The sequence below is a fragment of the Neotamlana laminarinivorans genome, from assembly GCF_020523925.1.
GTDB lineage: Bacteria > Bacteroidota > Bacteroidia > Flavobacteriales > Flavobacteriaceae > Neotamlana > Neotamlana laminarinivorans.
The window spans coordinates 296,719-316,964 of the sequence record NZ_JAJAPW010000001.1 but is presented as its reverse complement, the minus strand read 5'-3'; the positions used below and the strand labels follow the sequence as shown (position 1 = coordinate 316,964).

The following is a 20,246-nucleotide window of genomic DNA, read 5'->3' as shown; positions in this document are numbered from 1 at the left end:
TATTACTGTGGTATTTACTTTTTAAATATTAAGCATTTTGCTTTTTTATTAAATTCAAAGCAGACCCCTCTTTATACCAATCTATTTGGGCTTCGTTATAAGTATGATTTAATTTAATAGTGTCTTTACTGCCATCGGCATGAACAACCTCTAGGGTTAATTGCTTATCTGGTGCAAACTCATTTAAATCTAAAAAGTTAAATGTATCATCTTCTTGAATTAAATCGTAATCACTTTCATTATCGAAAGTTAACCCAAGCATACCTTGTTTTTTTAGGTTTGTTTCGTGTATACGTGCAAATGATTTTACAATTACAGCGGCAACACCTAAATGGCGTGGTTGCATAGCAGCGTGCTCTCTAGAAGAACCTTCGCCATAATTATGGTCGCCAACTACTACAGTTTTAATACCTTCTGCTTTGTAAGCACGTTGTACATCTGGCACACCACCATAATCTCCTGTTAATTGGTTTTTAACAAAGTTTGTTTTTTTATTAAAAGCGTTTACTGCACCTATTAAAGTGTTATTTGCGATATTATCTAAATGTCCACGGAAACGTAACCAAGGTCCAGCCATACTAATATGGTCGGTTGTACATTTACCAAAGGCTTTTATTAATAGTTTGGCTCCTGTTATAGAGTCTCCTAAAGGTTCAAAAGGTGTAAGTAATTGAAGTCTTTCAGAATCTGAAGCTACAACAACATCAACATTACTACCATCTTCTTTTGGTGCTAAATAACCGTTTTCTTTAACCTCGAAGCCTTTTGGAGGTAACTCCCATCCTGTTGGCTCATCAAACATAACCTCTTCACCATCTTCGTTAATTAACTTATCTGTTAACGGGTTAAAATCTAACTTACCTGAAATGGCAATTGCAGCAGTTAATTCTGGAGATGCAACAAAGGCATGTGTGTTAGGGTTACCATCGGCTCGTTTAGCAAAGTTTCTGTTAAATGAATGCACTATACTATTTTTTGGTGCATTTTTAGGATCGGAATAACGCGCCCACTGACCAATACATGGTCCGCAAGCATTAGTAAATATTGTAGCATCTAAATCTTCAAAAACCTTTAAAATACCATCACGCTCTGCTGTATAACGTACTTGCTCGGAACCTGGATTAATACCAAATTCTGCTTTGGTTTTTAATTTTTTATCTAAGGCCTGTTGTGCTATAGATGAAGCTCTAGACAAATCTTCATAAGATGAGTTTGTACAAGAACCTATTAATCCCCATTCTACTTTTAATGGCCAATCGTTATCTGTGGCTTTTTTAGTCATTTCGCTACCTGCTGGCGTTGAAAGATCTGGTGTAAACGGACCATTTAATAATGGGGTTAATTCTGACAGATTAATTTCAATAACTTGATCGAAATACTGCTCTGGGTTTGCATAAACTTCAGGATCGGCAGTTAAATAATCTTTTACTTTATTAGCCGCTTCTGCTACATCTACTCTATCGGTTGCTTTTAAATAGCGCTCCATAGATTCGTCGTAACCAAAAGTTGAAGTGGTTGCTCCTATTTCTGCTCCCATATTACAAATAGTACCCTTACCTGTACAAGACATACTTGTAGCTCCTGGACCAAAATATTCTACAATTGCTCCAGTTCCTCCTTTTACAGTTAATATTTCAGCTACTTTTAAAATGACATCTTTTGGCGCTGTCCAACCTGATAATTTTCCTGTTAATTTTACACCAATAAGTTTTGGGAATTTAAGTTCCCAAGCCATACCTGCCATTACATCAACTGCATCTGCCCCACCAACTCCAATAGCAACCATACCTAAACCACCAGCATTAACTGTGTGAGAATCTGTACCAATCATCATGCCTCCTGGAAATGCATAATTTTCTAAAACTACTTGATGTATAATTCCTGCTCCTGGTTTCCAGAAACCAATTCCGTATTTATTTGAAACTGACTCTAAAAAGTTAAAAACTTCACTACTTACACTGTTAGCCTGTTTTAAATCTTTAGCTGCTCCTTCTTTTGCTTGTATTAAGTGATCGCAATGTACTGTTGTTGGCACAGCTACTTTAGGTTTACCCGCTTGCATAAACTGCAGTAATGCCATTTGTGCTGTTGCATCTTGGCATGCAATTCTATCTGGAGCAAAATCTACGTAATCTTTACCTCTAACAAATGCCTTAGTAGGAGTTTTATCCCATAAATGATTGTATAATATTTTTTCTGATAATGTTAAAGGTTTACCAACTACTTCGCGTGCTTTATCTACACGCTCTGCCATTGTTGAATAAACACCTTTTATCATTTCAATGTCAAATGCCATAAATGTGTTATTTTTTGTTTATGACTAAAGTTAAAAAAAAGCACAGATATATATTTTAATATAACTTTTTTTTAAGGAAAATACTCTCTATTTTTAATGAGTATAAATAATTATGTTTTTATTTAACAGTAATCGTTTTAACTAGAGTATTACCTTTATTATCAATAACAGTAATGGTATTTTGTCCTAAATGTAAATCTATAGCCAATTCATTAAAATTTTGAGTTGTTGTTAAAAACAAATCATCTAAATACCAATATACTTTAGCTGAAGAATTGGAATGAGCTATTTTAAAAATAACCTTATTTTTTTCTCCTGTGATGCCCTTAGGTACTACTATCGTGTTTGTATTTAAGGGTTCGGTAAATGCCATTACTAGAGTTGCTTCGCCACTACATCCTTCTTTTAAAGGAGGTAAATATTTATAATCTGAATTGTTATTTTTATAATACCAAGCCATTAATGGCGGAAGTACGAAAAAAGATGTTTTTACCATGTTATCTAATTTTTCGCATGAAGCATTTACCCTTAATGTTTTACTTTTGTTTAGGTAAATTAACTTATGATAATTACACATATCTGTATCAATACCTTTTGCAGGAATTTGTTTTATGCTATAAGGACAAATATCTGATGCTAATTGGCCACTTTTGTTACAAATTCTGGTTTCTAACAAATCATCAAACGGTGCTTCAAACCATTCCGATTTTGGCAAAACATTAAATAAATCGAACATTACAGGTGCGGCAGCCGAAACCCCTGTAAGTCCTGGCCTTCCCTCTCCATCAGCATTACCAACCCAAACCCCTACTACATAATCTGGTGTTACACCTATACTCCAAGCATCTCTATTACCAAAACTAGTTCCTGTTTTCCAAGCTATTTCTTGAGCAGATTCAAAATATCTCCATGAATTATCTATACCTGGTCTGTTTAGTTCTTTCATAGCTTCAAATCCAAAATAAATACTTCCCGCATTAAATACTGTTTTATCAAAACCTAGCGCGCCTAAATTTATATTGTAATTATCTAATAAATTAGATTTCTGAAATTCTTTAGTAAAATATTGGCTTGAGTTTATATTGTAATTATTTAATGTGCCTGCTAAATTGGAATAAGCATTGCAAATATTCCATAAATTAGCTTCGCTACCCCCTAGTATAATAGATAACCCATAATGTTCTGAACCTTTATTTATGTTTGATAAACCTAATTGCTGCAAATCATCATAAAATTTTGCTGTCCCGTATTTTTGTAACATCCTAACTGCAGGAATATTTAACGATTTAGCAAGAGCTGTTTTAGCAGATACAGCCCCTAGATAGTTTAAAGTGAAATTTTCTGGTTTATAATCTCCAATAGTTGTTGGTACATCTGCTAATAAGGTTTCTGGTAGTAACTGTCCTGCATTTAACATTGCCATATACATAAATGGTTTTAAAACACTACCTGTACTTCTTGGGGCTAACACAATATCTACATCTTTTTGGTGTAATTTTGATGTATTTGTATTTCCTATATAACTTAATACGTTTTTATTTTTAACATCTAAAATTAAAATTGCCATATTATTAACCCCATTTTGAGCTTGTAATTTATGATGCCTATTAACAATTTGTAAAGCTAATTCTTGTAAATGACTGCTTATTGAACTTTTTATACGCTTACCCTTTTGTTTTTTTGCTATACTTTGCAATAAATGCGGTGCTAATTGTGGAAGCTTTTGTGGTTTAGTTGGTATGTTTTCTTCAATTGATAAGCTATATGTAATGCTATCAATTACATTTAATTTTAATAACTTTTTTAATAATTTGTTTCTCTTATTTTTAAGCAATACTGCGTTTTTCCCAGGATAAAGTAAACTTGGTGCATTTGGCAAAACTGCTAATAAAGCGCTTTGGCCCCATGATAATTTATGTGGCGAAGTATTAAAATAACGCCATGAAGCAGCCTCTAAACCTACTACATTACCACCGTATGGAGCATTAGAGACATAGGTGTTTAATATCTCTTTTTTAGTATGTCTAACCTCAAGACGTGTTGCTAAAATTATTTCAATAATTTTTTCAAAATAAGACCTCGATTTATTTTTACGAGATAAACGAATTACTTGTTGAGTAATGGTGCTGCCTCCTCTTACTACTTTTTTTGCTTTTATATTGGCTTTAAAAGCCTTGAATATTGATATTGGATTAAAACCTGGATGCTTGTAAAAATACTCGTCCTCAAAAAGAGTTATACATTTTTCAAATTTATAGGGTACTGTATCTAAATGAGGAAACCTCCATTGCCCATCATCTGCTATTAAAGCTCCTAATAAATCTCCTTCTTTACTTTCAACAATAGTACTTGTTGGTGTACTAAATAATTGCTTAGGCAAACAAAATGTATACGATACGAGTAAAACAAATAATAAAATCGCTTTAAATTTATTTTTTAATAAAAAAAACTTAAAGCGATTTATCATGTTTTGTATTTATTTAAAGTAATTATTTAACCTTACTCGGTTACCTTAACCCATTGGCCTTGGCCTCTTACAAAGTAATTATTATTATACATAGCTTCGGCCTGTAAGCCTGGTAAATAATAATTTCCTAAATATGATGCATTTAATAATACTTTAAATGTTTTTGTTTGATTAGGTTTAAAATCGAAATAAAAATTAACCCTATCATCTCTTATATCTTCATGTACAATTTTACTATTAATACTATTACCTGTATTAAATCTGCTATTAATAATTTCCCATCCTGACGGAAACAACGCTTTTAAAGCCACGTTTTCTACATTACTTGATGTATTATTAACCAAGGTAATATTTGCTACGAAATTAGTACCTTGATTTATGTTTGTTACATCTATTTGCTTACCCGATTTATCTGTAAAAACAATACTAGAAGTTATATTTTTCTGTACTATTTTTTCACTTCCAATGGGTAAAATACCAGAATTAATTAATTTTACATGTATAATATTATCTTCATTATTTTTTATTTTAATTGAATTATTTCCATTATTCACATTAAAACCATCTATTATTACAGCTTTATTTGTTTTTGTAGATTTATTTTTATTTCCATTAAAACTGTAAGTTAAATTAATTCCCTTATTACCTACATATGTTGCGTATTTAGACATGACCAAAAGACAATAAGATGTGGTTTGAGTACTCATATAATTATTGCTAGATAATTCTGCTGCGATAATATCTGCAATTATTTTAGCTTTGGATGCATCATCTAAAAGAATGTATGTTTCTAAAATCATAGCTAAATTTCTGTGCTTAGAACCATAATTACTAGTTGAATACTCAATTTTATCTAAATCTGTAATTAAATTAAAATGTTTAATTAAATCTTTGGCTACAGATTTTTTTCCAGATAATGCATAAGCAGCAGCTAATCGTAATTTAGCTACTTCATCAAGCTTGTCTTGTTTTGCAAGTTCTCTAAACCTATTCATAGATGCTTTATCGGCAGTATTTGCCAACGCTAACGTGTATAAACGATAAGCTTGAGCAAGTTGATTATTTGAAGATTCCCAGTTTTGTGATTCTTTTTGTTGATAATTTAGCCATCTTTTCTTAAAATCGAGCGGTAATACAAATCCTTTTTTTTCTGCTTCAATTAAAAAGTGCCCCACATAACTAGTTGCCCAATCGTTAGCATAACTTTGGTTTTGCCAATATGAAAAACCTCCGTTAGATTTTTGAAACTTTGCTAACTTATCTATAGCTAATTGAATATTTTTTTGAGTTTTATCTTTTTCATCCTCTGAAATATTAAAAATATCATTTATGTAAAGTTGAGGAAACGCTGCAGAGGTTGTTTGTTCTACACAACCATGTGGATAAGCTATTAAATACTGTAATCTTCCTGTAAAATCTATTGAAGGAAATGCAGAAACTTCTAATTTTACATTATTAGTTCCTGATACTCCAAAGGTATTAAAATTGATGTTTTGCGATGCATTAGGCTGTAAAACAAAGTCTGTTGCTTCAATTGTTACAGGATTAGGATTAAAGGCATCTAACTCTAAACTATATGAAGCATTTTTACCATGTCCACTAACATTTACATCAATTTTACCAACACCATCTTTTAAAACTTCTACATCAAAATAAACCATTTTTTCATCTGGGTTAGAAAAATATAAAGATTTTGAAGATTTACCTATAACCTTAAAAACAGTATTAGGCTTAATATTTACATTAACATTTTTAATGTTTTTATCCATAGCAAAAACCGTAACTGGAACTCTTACTTTTTCTCCAGGAACAACTTTTCGAGCTATTGAAGCTAAAACCATTAATGGTTTTTTAACTGGTGTAGATTTTTCTGAACTACCATAAGCCTCAGTATCCGGGTTATGAGCAACCACCATTGTTTTAACTGCACCAATATATTTAGGTATTTTTATTTTATGTGTTTTACTTTTATTTTTATCAAGTGTAAATGGGCCTTTATAAATTACTACAGGTTTAAATCTATTAGCTTTTTTATTTTTACTTGCTTGTAACATACCATCTCCACCAATACTAAATACTTGATTGATATTTCCTCCAAATGCCCCTATAACATCGTCATAAATATCCCAAGTTTTTACACCTAATGCTTCTTTTTTATAAAAGGTATACCATGGGTTTGGTGTTTTAAACCTAGTTAAATCTAATAAGCCTTCATCAACTATAGCTATAGAATAAGTCATGGCTTTACCTTTAGCTTCAGTAACTTTTATAGTTACTTCTTCTTCTGGTTTTAAAACTGAAGGCATGGTTATTTTAGGTTCAAGTTTTGTTTCTGGATTTTCAACATTTATGCCTTTTAAACCATACATACGAATGGGTAAGTCGTTTTTTGTATTATTATGGTTTTGTAATAAACTAATGTTTATATAAACATTAGGTGTCATGTCTGCGGTAATAGGTAAGTCAAACTTAGTATCTCCTTTATTGGCCTTTACCCAAATAGATTTAATGATACCCGAACCGTTTTCAATGGTTACTAAAGCTCTTCCAGATCCTGACGATGGAAATGTAACCAAAGCTTTGTCTCCAACTTTATAGTCAACTTTATCTGTAGAAAAAGAAAGCATTGTTGCAGATGAAGGATCTCCTTTTCTTGCTTTACCTGCCCACCCTGGCCAATCTATAAAAACAGTTTTTCCAGTGGCATGCCCAGATTCTTTATTATAAACATAAACCAAATAACGCCCCCATTCTGGGTATTTTAACTCGAACTCGAAAACGCCTTTACCTTGAGAATTTGTTGAAACTGTTGTTGAAAACTCTTCATTTCTACTAGAACTTACATCGAAAGAAGACAAATTATCTTCATCTTCATTCCACCACCAATTATAGTTAACTTTATAAATAGTTACCTTAAGATTATTTACTGCTGTAGGTTGCCCATAAGCATTAACAGTAGCAACCTCAAATCTGTGTTTAGTATCTGTTAATAGCATATTTCTTGCAGCATCTCCTTTTGGGGTAAGCAAACCAACAAATGAGCTGTATGGTGCATGGGTAACAGAAAATGCATCAGTACTAAAATCGCCACCTTCTTCGTAAACCTTAGATACATAAGTTGCTTTTAATAAACCCGGAGCACTATTTCCTGTATAAGCATTGAATGAAAACTGAGCTTTACCCTCGTTATTAATTTTACCATTATATACCAATTGCTCTTTACCTGAAAATGTTTTTGTTGGATCGTCAAATTCAAAACTTGGAAAAGCTTTAAACTTAGTTTTTATTGAGTTGAATGTTACTGTTACATCGGTTTTTAAATTTTTAGCTATAGCACCATGTAACCATAAAGCTTCTAAATTACCATTAATTGGTTTGTTAGCTGTTGTTATTTTATCTGTTATAGATGTTTTAATTTTTAACCTATTAGGCTTAATGGTTTCTATTTTTAACTCTTTATTAAATATAGCACCGCCTACACTTACTTTAGCCATCCAAGATCCTGTATAATCGTCTGATTGTGTGGGCACAGTAAACTTGTAAAAGTTATTTAAACCATTGGTATTTATGCTAGAATATGATAGTGTGCCATAAGGATCGAAAATTTCTAGTTTTACTGGATGATCTTCTGGTAATTTATTGTTTTTATCGTTTAGCATAAATGATAAGTGTAATGTGTCTCCTGGTCTCCAAACACCTCGCTCACCATAAATAAATCCCTTAAATCCTCTTTTTAATTCGGCTCCAGAAACATCAAACTTACTTACAGACAAAGCATTACCATCGTTTAGCTTAACATAGGTACTTATTTTATTTTTTGTTACAACTGCAAAATAAGCTTTTGATGTAGCTGGAAACTCTAATTTACCTTCGGTATCTGTTTTTTGTTTTCCTATTAATTGTTGTTGGTAATTGTAAAATTTCACCTCGGCATCTGCAATTGGGTTGGTTGTAATAATATCGCTAACTGCAACAAAGTAGTTATTTTTTGTGCCTTGTTTAACTATTACTCCAATGTTTGAAGCCAAAATATTTGAACTTATTTTTTTGTTTCGGTAATACGAATTATTGCAGGGATTATCAGATTCTCGCCAATCGTAATCATAATCTTCATAATAGTAATCATTATCCCAGTTACTAGTTTCTTCAGCTTCTTGATCGTAATTTATAACTTCTTCAATTATTTCACTTGTATCTTCAGTTGCACATTTATAATTAGAATACTGCTTTTTAAAACTTACTTCTACGCGATAAATAGCTCCTGGATCTGGATTAATAATTTCTTTTAAATCTACAGCATAAGATCTCCAGTTAGATAAATCTGTTTTATATTTAGATAAATTAATTGTTTTTTTAGCTATAGGTCTGGCTACCCTTAATAACTCTGAACTACCTTTTAAATTATTGTTTTGTAAAAATTGTAAAACATTATCTTCAAAAATTTTAATAATTGTAATATCTACTGCTTTTAAGTTTACTGCTTCGAAATTAAATTTTAAATTTTCTGAAGTTGGTAATATTGTGCCGTTTTGTAACAGTTTAACATCTGGTTTAATTTCTTCAAAAGTAATTTCTTTAGTAACAGTGTTTTTAAGCTTAAAGCCATAAGCATTTGTAATACCACTATGTATTTTAAGTGTTTTAGTGTCTTCAATATTTCCGACATAAACTTTTACGACATTGTTGTTAATAGAAAATGACAGATAACTTTTACCTTCAATGGTAATTAATCCGTTTAAATCTAAATTCTTTTTAATTGGATCAGAAAAATTAATCTCAATGTATTTATCTTTTTCATCAAATACATTTATATCAATTACTTGAAAATTATTTTTACCTGGTATATTAAAAGTATAATCGCCTTCAGTATCAATGTTAAACTTACCTCCATCCCATTCTATTTCTATATCGGTATCCTCATCAAAACGTTGTATACTATCTATTTTAAATTTAAAATAATTTCCTTCTAAATTCTCAGTTAAAATTTTTACTGGCAAAGTTTTTCCTTTTTGCTTTGCCGTAATTAATTTTTTTGCGGTTGATGTTAAAATTTCATCACTAGATCGTAATGTTCCATTTAAGTATTGCCAATTTCTTGAATAACTTTCTAGATTATTTGGAATAACTTGAAAATCTTGTTTAATGGTTTTAACATCAAAAACAAATGTTTCATACTCGCTACTAACATCTTGTATTGCTGCTAAATCTAGTTTAAATGTATAACGGGTATCTTGTTCAAACTTTGTATCTGGTATAAAGGCTATTGTTCTGTTATTTTTTGCAACAACTTTTCCTTTTATTTTAGGAGATACTTTAAGTATGCTATTATCCAATTCTACTTCAGATGAAATATCTTTTATTGGGTTTATTAATACTATTTTTATTTCATCTTTAGTAGAAACTACTCCTGTAGATACTTCAAAAATGTAATCCTTAAATTTTTGAATGTTATCTAGAGTAACACTTGAATCATCTTTACATGAAATAAAACTTAAAAACAAAAGACATAATAGGTAGGCTATTTTTTTCAAAACTATATGGTTAAAATGGTTTAACCAAATTTATCAAAATATACGAACTAAGGTGCTACTATTATCAAATTTTCGATAAGAAAAAAGCCCGAATATAAAATTCGAGCTTTTTAAATACTTATTATGTTTTAAAACCTTTCTTTTAAAGAACTAATTCTTTTTGTGATGGTTTAAATTTAGTTAATACTATACCTTCTACGGCTGCTTCATATTCTTCCATAGTTGGAGTTCTACCTAAAATTGTAGATAATACTACAACTGGTGTAGAAGACAATAAAGATTCTCCTTTTTTCTCTCCAGAATCTTTTACTACACGACCTTGGAATAAACGTGTTGAAGTTGCCATAACCGTATCTCCGGGTTCGGCCTTTTCTTGGTTACCCATACAAAGGTTACAACCTGGACGCTCTAAATATAGCATGTTTTCATATTTTGTACGTGCTAATCCTTTTGGTGCACTATCATCAAACTCGAAACCTGAGTATTTTTGTAATACTTCCCAGTCGCCCTCTGCTTTTAACTCATCAACAATATTATAAGTTGGTGGTGCTACCACTAATGGCGCTTTAAATTCTACTTTACCATGCTGTGCTTCAATATTTTTTAGCATTTGCGCTAAAATTTTCATGTCGCCTTTATGAACCATACAAGAACCTACAAAACCTAAATCTACTTTTTTAGTTCCTCCGTAAAATGATAATGGGCGTATTGTGTCATGCGTGTAGCGCTTAGAAACATCTTCGTTATTTACATCTGGATCGGCAATCATTGGTTCAGCAATTTCATCTAAATCAATAACAACTTCAGCATAATATTTAGCACTTGCATCTGGTTTTAAAGCTGATTTTATACCAGTTTTAAGCTCTTGAATTCTGTTATTTGCTTTGTCAACTAAACCTTTAAGCATTTGCTTTTCGTTATCCATACCTTTATCTATCATGATTTGGATACGGTCGCGAGCAATTTCTAAAGATTCTATTAAAGTTTCATCTTCTGAAATACAGATTGATGCCTTTGCTTTCATTTCGGCAGTCCAATCGGTAAATGTAAAGGCTTGGTCTGAAGTTAATGTACCAATATGAACTTCAATAACACGACCTTGAAAAACATTTTCTCCGTCAAATTGCTTAAGCATTTGTTGTTGTGTAGCATGAACCACATCACGGAAATCCATAAAGCTTCTCATGTTTCCTTTAAAAGTAACTTTTACAGATTCTGGAATAGGCATTGTTGCTTCACCTGTTGCTAAAGCTAATGCTACTGTACCAGAATCGGCACCAAAAGCAACACCTTTAGACATACGTGTATGTGAATCTCCACCTATAATTATATCCCAATCATCAACAGTAATATCATTTAAAACTTTGTGAATTACGTCCGTCATTGCATGATACTTTCCTTTAGGATCACGACCTGTAATTAACCCGAAGTCGTTCATAAACTTCATTAAACGTGGAATATTTGCAATAGATTTATCGTCCCATACAGAAGCTGTATGACACCCAGATTGGTAACCTGCATCAACAATAGGAGATATAACAGTTGCTGCCATCATTTCTAATTCTTGAGAAGTCATTAAACCAGTTGTATCTTGAGATCCAACAATATTTACTTCTACACGAACATTAGATCCTGAATGTAACGTTTTACCTGGTGTAGTACCAACAGCATTTTTGTTAAATATTTTTTCAACGGCGGTTAGACCTTGTCCTTCTATAGAAATTTCTTTTGAAGGTGCATATACTTGAGGAATATCAATACCTAGAACTTTACAAGCAAAGGTTTGTAATTTTTTTCCGAAAACTACAGCATAAGACCCACCTGCTTTAATAAATTCCATTTTCTGTGGAGTTAAAGCTGTAGAAATATCTTTTAACTCTTTATCTCCGTTGTATAATTTTTTCTCTTTTGTATTAATAGTTAAAACAGTACCAGTTTTTACAGAATAAACCTCTTTTAAAATTGGCTCACCATCTTCATCTACAATAGTATTTCCGTTTTCATCCTTTTGCTTAACCCAATTTTTTAAATCGATACCAATACCACCAGTTACACCTACTGTTGTTAAAAATATTGGTGCTATTCCGTTAGTTCCTGCAATTACAGGAGCTATATTAATAAATGGCACATATGGTGATGATGAAATACCCGTCCATAAGGCTACGTTATTTACACCAGACATACGAGAAGATCCTACTCCCATAGTTCCTTTTTCTGCAATTAACATAACTCGTTTATCAGGGTGTTGCTCTTTTAAAGTCAACACCTCTTTTTGCATATCTTTATTGTGCTCGAAAATACACTGCCCATGAAATTCACGGTCTGAACGTGAGTGTGCATCGGCACCAGGTGAAAGTAAATCGGTTGAAATATCGCCAACACCTGCAATGTAAGTAACTACATCAATTTTTTCTTCTACTTCTGGAAGTTTTGTAAAAAATTCTGCTTGCGCATAACTTTCTATAATATCTTTAGCAATAGCACTTCCATTTTTATATGCCGCTTCTAATCGCTCTGTATCAGCTTCATATAAAAAAACTTGTGTTTTTAAAACTTTAGCTGCTTCTTTGGCTAATGCCACGTTATCTCCTAAGGCAATATCTAAAAGAACTTCAATTGATGGCCCACCTTTCATATGAGATAATTGCTCGAATGCAAAAGTTGGCGTTATTTCATCTACAATTTCCTCTCCAAGGATAATTTCCTTTAAAAACTTTGCCTTTACACCTGCTGCACTTGTAGTACCTGGTAGGGTGTTATAAATAAAAAAGTTTAGAGATTCTTCTCTGTGTGGATTATTTGCTTCTTTAATTTGCGAAATTATTTCACTAGTTAATTCAGCTCCATCAATTGGCTTGGGATGTAACCCTTGAGCCTTTCTTTCTTCAATCTCCTTAAGGTACTCACTGTAAATGCTCATATTTAGAAGTCTTTTCGTTTTAGGCCCGCTACAAATTTTAGATGAATGTTAGTATTTTACAAACCCTTTTATTTGTAGATTAAGCCATTTGTTATAGTTATTAGTTTATTTTAAAAGTCACGCAAAATACTAAATAAATACAAAGTTTTAAAAATAAAACGGGTATTGATTCACCTTACAATACTAAATTATTATAGTCCTATTAATATTTAATATGATTTGCATTTTTTATATCAAAAAGTTTAAAATATTGAATATTATTTAAACTAAAACCTTTTCGTTTTACCATAATATACTTTTTATCATTATAATTACGGTAATTCCTTCATGTACAGTTTTATACTTATTGATAACTAATTGTTAAAGAAACTAGCTTTAAATAAAAACTATTTAAGCATTAATATTTCTATCTCTAAATTTTAAGATTGTCTTTTCCAAATAATTAAACATTAAATAAGCTAACATAAAGCTTAAAACCCAATATGAAAGCAGAATTAAAAATTTATTAAACCCGCTTAAAACAAAGAAAACATTAACACCTACTGTTCCAAAAAACTGGTTAAATTTAATTGATTTTAATTCTGAGTCTTGAAAAATTAAAATGGTAGAATGTGAGCTTAATATAAGTAGTATTGCAATAGCCCTTACCAAATCTAACCCATAAATTCTTTCTTTGGAAGTTGTTATAGGTTGCATAAAAACCTAATTTAAAACAACGCTTTAATAACTTGTTCTTCTGTTATTCCTTCTGCTTCTGCTTTATAATTTTTTATTATTCTATGCCTTAAAATTCCAATGGCTACAGCTTGTACATCTTCAATATCTGGCGAGAATTTACCGTTAATGGCAGCGTGCGTTTTGGCTGCTAAAACTAAATTTTGAGAGGCTCTTGGTCCTGCTCCCCAATCAATATAATTTTTTACAATTTCTGGAGTATTATTTCCGTTAGGTCTTGTTTTACCTACCATTGCTACAGCATATTCTATAACATTATCTGCTACAGGAATTTTACGAATTAATTGCTGAAAACCTAAGATCTCTTTTGATGAAAATAACGCTTTTACTTCTACTTTTTTATTTGATGTAGTAGCTTTTACTACTTCTACCTCTTCTTGAAAGGTTGGGTACTCTAGGTTAATAGCAAACATAAAACGATCTAATTGAGCTTCTGGTAATGGATAAGTTCCCTCCTGCTCAATTGGGTTTTGAGTTGCTAAAACAAAATATGGTAAATCGAGTTTATAATGATGCCCTGCAACTGTAACTGCTCGTTCTTGCATGGCTTCAAGCAAAGCTGCCTGTGTTTTTGGTGGTGTACGGTTTATTTCGTCGGCTAGAATGATATTAGAAAAAATAGGGCCTTTTATAAATTTAAATTGCCTGTCTTCATCTAAAATCTCACTTCCTAAAATATCGCTAGGCATTAAATCTGGAGTAAACTGAATACGTTTAAAATCTAGACCTAAAGCTTGAGAAATGGTATTTACCATTAAAGTTTTTGCTAAACCAGGAACACCAATTAACAATGAATGACCACCAGAAAAAATTGAAATTAGTATTTGTGTAACAACCTCGTCTTGACCAATAATTACTTTGGCAATTTCAGATTTTAATTCTTTAAATTGATTTACAAATTTTTCTATAGCAGCTACGTCAGACATGAAATTACCTTTTTAACCAGTTACTAGAAAAGTTACAATCTCTATACTCGCCACTAATTTTAATATAAGTATCAAGTATTTTTTCTTTTTGCCATTTTTCAATGGCTTGAATTTTCTTCTCGTCTAAGGCTAATTCTTTAATCTTCAAAAAATCTTTGGCGTAATCTGCAGTATGGTCGTCTACTCTATCACTTACGGTTAAAATTTTAAATTTAACATTACCTGTTCTATCTTGTTCTGTTTGTACTAGACTAACTTCTCCGTCTTTTAAATTTTGAATTTGTGCATATAACTCTGGATCCATTCTGGTTAACTCAAAATTATAATCTTGCGTTGTTGGATTAATTAATTGCCCACCATCATTTTTTGTTTCTTTTTCATCACTAGCTTCTTTTGCTGCATCGGCAAAAGATATATCGCCAGAAACAATACGTTCTCTTACTTTTTCTAAACGTTCTTTTGCTTCAGTAATGGCTTCATTAGAAACTTTTGGAGTTAATAAAATGTGTGCTACATCGTATTCTTGCCCTCTAATTTTTTCTAAAGTTATAATATGGTAACCATAATCCGTTTTAAAAGGCTCTGATATTTCGCCTTCTTGCAATGCAAAAGCTACTTCACGAAACTCTTTTACCATTTGCGGTTTCTTTTTATTTAAAGTATACTTACCACCTCTACTTGCAGAACCAGGATCTTCGGAGTATAGAACCGCTTTCGAACGGAAGCTTGCTCCATTTTCTATTATATCTGCTTTAAAAGATTTTAACCTGTCTATTACACGTTGTTTTTCTTCTTCAGAAACCTTAGGCTCTGCAACAATTTGTGCTACTTTTAATTCTGTTCCAAAAGTTGGAAGTTCGTCTTTAGGTATATTTTTAAAAAAAGTACGTACTTCATCTGGAGTAATTTCTACAGCATCAACAATTTTAGCCTGCATACGTTGTGCTAGTTGGTTTGCTTTATTTATTGCAAACATTTCATCTCTAAAGCTTTTTTCGTCTTCCTTTTTGTAAAACTTTAGTAACCTATCCATGTTACCATTAACTTGTTGCAAGAACTGCTCAATTTGATAATCAACTTGTTGCCTAATCTCTGCATCAGATACAATTATACTATCTTGAATGGCATGGTGTGCATATAGTTTGTTTTCTAACAATTTACCAAACAACTCACAATCTTTAATATCTTTGGTACTATAACCTCCTGCTTCTAATTGCAAACGTTCCTTTTCTACATCAGAGTCTAAAACAATATAGTCTCCAACAACAGCTGCAACACCATCTACTTTTAATGCATTTTTACTTTTAGTTGTATCGATTGCTTTTGTTTCGACTATTTCCTTTTCGTCTTCAATAACCTCTTGAGCCGACATAACATTTAACGCCAAAAGGCTTAAGCCAATGGGTAAAATGTATTTCAAATTAATTGTAAATTTCAAATTGTTTGTTTTTAATAGCATCTTTAGTGATATCCTTTTCTAATTGTCTTATTAAATCTAACTTGCGTTTATTAACCACTATTTGTGTAATGGTTGGTTTAACGTACTCCATTGGAGCTTCATCATTTCGGAGTAACACATCATTAATTTGCATCAAATATACTCCTAATGAATCTTTGAGTTGTATAAAATTAGATTTTTTTAACAATTCGCTTTTATTTTCTGCATTTATTACAGGTATTTTTTCAATTACCTGATTTAATTTTATCCAAATTGAATCGTTTAATGAATAAGATTTAAATTGAATTGAAATTGAATCGAGTACTTTCTTATCTTCATTATTATAACGTTTAAAACGCTCGCTTATATCCTTGTAATTAATAATATTTTCGTCCAGATGAATGTAGCGAAATTTAACTAATTCTTCATTTAATTTAAAAACCTCTTTATTATCATTATAATACGTTTTTATTTCTTGTAAATTAACAAGCGTATCCATGTTTTTCTTAACTAAAGCATCAACATAAGCCTTAGTATATAAATCATTTTTATATTGGTTTATAAGCCTATTATAGGCTTCTTGTTTTGCTGTACTTAAATTTAATTTTGCTCCATCTAAAAATAATTGTTGCGTAGCCCATTTATTTATAAAATTTTGCACTAAAAGTGTACTATCTGTTGCAGAAGCACCTTCTGGAACTAAATCTTCTAGATCGCTTTGGTATAGATACGATTGGTTTACTCTTGCCACTGGTATGCCTTCTTGTTCTTTTTTAAAGAATTGACATGATTGTACAAAAGAAAAAATTAAAGCTAGTAATAAAAGTTTTTTTAGCACTTATTAATTATTGTTTAGTTGGGTTTCTACTTTTTTAAGTGCTTCTTTGTTTATTTTAACCTGGTATTTATTATGCAAAGCCTTAATCCAGTTGTGTTCTTTTTGTTCTTGATAATCACTAGTTACCAATCCTTTTGCCTCTACTAGTGTTAGTTGTTTGCTAGGAATTACTTTATTAATTTTAACTACTACATAATTATCGTTATGCTTATAAATGGGTGATACACCTTCTTTAAATTCGATTGTTTCTGGAAGCGCTTGATGAGGTTTACGTAATTCGCCAGAGGTAAACAAAATATTGATGGCGTTTTCTGTGTTTACCATACTTTTAATTTCTGCTTCTTCAGAACCTTTTTTTAAAAATTTTGATACTTGCTTTAATATTTTTTTACTAGAAGATGAGGCCACAATTGCATCTATTTTTTCTTCTGAAAAATAGTTGCTTTTATTCTTATCATAATAGTTTTTTATTCCAACAGTATCATTTAATGAACTATTCCAAATTGTATTTTCCATTAAATCAAAAAGTAACAAACCATCTCGATATTCACTAACAATATTGGCAAAATCTTCATTTTCAAATTCTAAATTATTTTCATGATAACGCAAAATGTTTTCATTTAAGAAATTATTATAAGCATTATCTACAATAGTTTTAAACGGAATTTTAGCACTTACATTTTGCTGTGATCGTACTAGATAATTACCAAAATTTTTATAAGACAAGGTACGATTACCAATAACTACTAAATCTTTTTTTCCAACAAAACTTGGTGGTAAAAACCAATTTTTATTGAAATAACTATCGTTTAATATAGATACAAAATAACTTAAATCTGGTTTTTCTGTTATGTTATACTTCACTTTTAATTTAGAAATTAAAGCTGCATCAATAAGCTTAGAACGATCGTCTCGTTCAACTTTTTGAGTAAGTTCTGCTTTAATAGTTTGAAATTCTGGCACTGGTTTTTTATTGTATAATTTTATGATATGCCAACCATACTCTGATTTAAAAGGTTTTGAGTAATCTCCTACATTTTGAAGCCCAAAAGCAACATCTTCAAATTTTTGAGAACGCAACTGCCCTCCTACTATTGGCGATAATTTACCGCCATTTTTAGAAGTACTTTTATCTTCTGAAAATTGTTTTGCTAAAGCACCAAAATCTTCACCTTGATTTAATTTTTGATAAATTTCGTTAATTTTAACTTCAAGGTTTTCTTTGTTATCACTTTTAGTTTGCAACATTATATGAGCCACTGTGCGTTCTCCTCGTGATGGCCTTTTATCTATTACATTAACAATATGATATCCAAAACGGGTTCTAAAAGGTTCCGAAATATCACCAACTTTTGTATTAAACGCAGCTGTTTCAAAATTATAAACCATTTTAAAACCAGAAAAATAACCTAATTTTTCACCATAAATAGTTTGGCCATTATGCACATCTTGCCTAACTTTTTCAAACCCTTCATTTAAAGCACGGTTTCTTATACTATTTATTTTATTGTAGGCTAATAAAGTATCTTGTGGATTTGCTGTTTCTTCTAATTTAACAAGAATATGATTGGCATTAATATCGAACGAAATACGCTGATAGGCTTCTTCTACTAAAGCATCGGTTACTTCAGGTTCTCTCATGAAACTTTTAGCTAACTGTTTTTTGTAATTAGATAATTCGCGAATATAATTTCGTTTTTTATCAAAACCTAAAACATGAGCCTCCTTTAGCTTTAATTTATAATTAACAAAAAGCTCTAAATAAGCATCTATGTTTTTTTGAGATTCATCTTGTACTAAATCTAAATTTTTATTGTAAACTCTTAAAAATTCGCTAGTATAAACAGGCTCGTCATCAATTGTAAATAATACTTCTTCTTTATTAGTTTGAGCATGCAAACTAATGGTTAAAAGGCTAATAAATAAAGACAAAAATCCGCTTGCGCGCATAGTTCATTTTGTTTTTAGAATGAATACAAAAATACTAATATAAAGCTATTATACAAGTTGTTTTTCTAACGGCTTAAGCAATAAAATATTATAATTGTTTTAGGTTAGATTTAATTTAAATTTGCAGTTAAAATTTGCTAAACATGAGAGACCTTAAATTAATTTGGGATTTTTACGGACCTAATGCTGAAAACACAGCGAAACATCATGAAATTCATTTAAAAGAATATATAAAATTAGAAAAACTTGACGTTAACATTACAGGCTACAAAACTATAAGCGATGTACATACTATTGCTTTTTTAGTTGTAAATGAGGCGGAAATGAAACCCATAAGAGATGCCTTAAAACCTCATAGAGGACAAGTTTATAACGCTGAATAGTTTTTTTTAAATAAAAAATCCGGTTTACACCGGATTTTTTATTTTTATAGGTTTTGTTATTCGTTAATTACTAACCTAAAGCCTTCGCCGTGTATATTTAAAATTTCAACTTTCTCGTCCAACTTAAGATACTTACGCAATTTGGCAATGTAAACATCCATACTCCTAGATGTGAAATAATTGTCGTCTCTCCAAATTTTAGTTAAAGCTAATTCTCTTGGCATTAAATCGTTTTCATGTAATGCTAATAAACGTAGTAATTCGTTTTCTTTTGGAGATAATTTTACAGGATCTCCGCCATTGAATTTTAAGAAACGTAATTTTGAATTTAAATCGAATTTTCCAATTTTAAACTCGAATTGCTTACTATCTGAAATAGTTTCGGTAGCCTTACGTTGCATTATAGCTTTAATTTTCATTAAAAGTACTTCGCTATCAAATGGCTTATTTAAATAATCGTCTGCTCCTACTTTATAACCTTTTAAAACATCTTCTTTCATTGTTTTGGCGGTTAAAAATATTATGGGAACATCAGTGTTTTTTTCGCGAATTTCTTTGGCTAACGTAAACCCATCTTTATAAGGCATCATTACGTCTAGAATGCATAAATCGAAATCGTCTTTTTTAAACTTTTCAAAGCCTTCCATACCGTTTTTAGCATGTGTTACCTCATAATCATTCATCATTAAGTAATCTTTAAGAACGGTTCCAAAATTAGGATCGTCCTCAACTAGTAAAATTCTTTTCTTTTGCTCTTCCATA

General features: G+C 31.0%; 11 protein-coding genes. 1 reads left to right on the top strand and 10 read right to left on the bottom strand.

Annotated features, from left to right (window positions below):
* Positions 1-28: 28 nt before the first annotated feature.
* From LG649_RS01500 to LG649_RS01460, 9 genes are all read right to left on the bottom strand, one after another.
* Positions 29-2,296 (bottom strand): aconitate hydratase, encoded by a 2,268-nt coding sequence (locus LG649_RS01500; RefSeq protein ID WP_226540177.1) that lies wholly within the window; start codon positions 2,294-2,296, stop codon positions 29-31.
* Between the two features lie 118 nt (positions 2,297-2,414).
* Positions 2,415-4,676, bottom strand: coding sequence for a penicillin-binding protein 1C (gene pbpC / locus LG649_RS01495; protein ID WP_317197643.1), 2,262 nt, complete (start codon positions 4,674-4,676; stop codon positions 2,415-2,417).
* Positions 4,677-4,795: 119 nt separating this feature from the next.
* Positions 4,796-10,300, bottom strand: coding sequence for an alpha-2-macroglobulin family protein (locus tag LG649_RS01490; protein ID WP_449587084.1), 5,505 nt, complete (start codon positions 10,298-10,300; stop codon positions 4,796-4,798).
* A gap of 136 nt (positions 10,301-10,436) precedes the next feature.
* Positions 10,437-13,214, bottom strand: coding sequence for a bifunctional aconitate hydratase 2/2-methylisocitrate dehydratase (locus tag LG649_RS01485; protein ID WP_226540171.1), 2,778 nt, complete (start codon positions 13,212-13,214; stop codon positions 10,437-10,439).
* A 390-nt stretch (positions 13,215-13,604) separates the two neighbouring features.
* Entirely contained in the window at positions 13,605-13,910 is a 306-nt protein-coding gene (locus LG649_RS01480; RefSeq protein WP_226540169.1) for an acyltransferase family protein, read from the bottom strand.
* 11 nt (positions 13,911-13,921) lie between these two features.
* Positions 13,922-14,875 carry an AAA family ATPase gene (locus LG649_RS01475; protein WP_226540168.1) on the bottom strand — a complete coding sequence of 318 codons (954 nt, stop codon included), beginning with the start codon at positions 14,873-14,875 and terminating at the stop codon, positions 13,922-13,924.
* Positions 14,876-14,879: 4 nt separating this feature from the next.
* Positions 14,880-16,334 (bottom strand): peptidylprolyl isomerase, encoded by a 1,455-nt coding sequence (locus tag LG649_RS01470; RefSeq protein ID WP_226540167.1) that lies wholly within the window; start codon positions 16,332-16,334, stop codon positions 14,880-14,882.
* Positions 16,297-17,151 carry a peptidyl-prolyl cis-trans isomerase gene (locus LG649_RS01465; protein ID WP_226540166.1) on the bottom strand — a complete coding sequence of 285 codons (855 nt, stop codon included), beginning with the start codon at positions 17,149-17,151 and terminating at the stop codon, positions 16,297-16,299. The genes LG649_RS01470 and LG649_RS01465 overlap by 38 nt, the downstream gene beginning before the upstream one ends.
* Before the next feature lie 3 nt (positions 17,152-17,154).
* On the bottom strand, positions 17,155-19,101 hold the full coding sequence (locus LG649_RS01460) for a peptidylprolyl isomerase (RefSeq protein WP_226540165.1): 1,947 nt from the start codon (positions 19,099-19,101) through the stop codon (positions 17,155-17,157).
* Between the two features lie 143 nt (positions 19,102-19,244).
* On the opposite strand from LG649_RS01460, the gene LG649_RS01455 reads away from it, so the two are divergent.
* Positions 19,245-19,484, top strand: a complete 240-nt coding sequence (locus LG649_RS01455) for a hypothetical protein (RefSeq protein WP_226540164.1) — start codon at positions 19,245-19,247, stop codon at positions 19,482-19,484.
* 56 nt (positions 19,485-19,540) lie between these two features.
* Here the strand turns inward: LG649_RS01455 and LG649_RS01450 are convergent, their stop codons facing one another.
* A complete protein-coding gene (locus tag LG649_RS01450) occupies positions 19,541-20,245 on the bottom strand; it encodes a response regulator transcription factor (protein ID WP_226540163.1) in 705 nt (234 codons plus the stop codon).
* Between the last annotated feature and the right edge of the window lies 1 nt (position 20,246).

What these genes read in the sequence shown, in the direction of transcription:
- LG649_RS01470 (WP_226540167.1), bottom strand. Translation starts at nt 16,334, where the DNA reads ATGCTATTAAAAACAAACAATTTGAAATTTACAATTAATTTGAAATAC.
- LG649_RS01450 (WP_226540163.1), bottom strand. Translation starts at nt 20,245, where the DNA reads ATGGAAGAGCAAAAGAAAAGAATTTTACTAGTTGAGGACGATCCTAAT.
- LG649_RS01485 (WP_226540171.1), bottom strand. Translation starts at nt 13,214, where the DNA reads ATGAGCATTTACAGTGAGTACCTTAAGGAGATTGAAGAAAGAAAGGCT.
- LG649_RS01500 (WP_226540177.1), bottom strand. Translation starts at nt 2,296, where the DNA reads ATGGCATTTGACATTGAAATGATAAAAGGTGTTTATTCAACAATGGCA.
- LG649_RS01475 (WP_226540168.1), bottom strand. Translation starts at nt 14,875, where the DNA reads ATGTCTGACGTAGCTGCTATAGAAAAATTTGTAAATCAATTTAAAGAA.
- LG649_RS01480 (WP_226540169.1), bottom strand. Translation starts at nt 13,910, where the DNA reads ATGCAACCTATAACAACTTCCAAAGAAAGAATTTATGGGTTAGATTTG.
- LG649_RS01460 (WP_226540165.1), bottom strand. Translation starts at nt 19,101, where the DNA reads ATGCGCGCAAGCGGATTTTTGTCTTTATTTATTAGCCTTTTAACCATT.
- LG649_RS01455 (WP_226540164.1), top strand. Translation starts at nt 19,245, where the DNA reads ATGAGAGACCTTAAATTAATTTGGGATTTTTACGGACCTAATGCTGAA.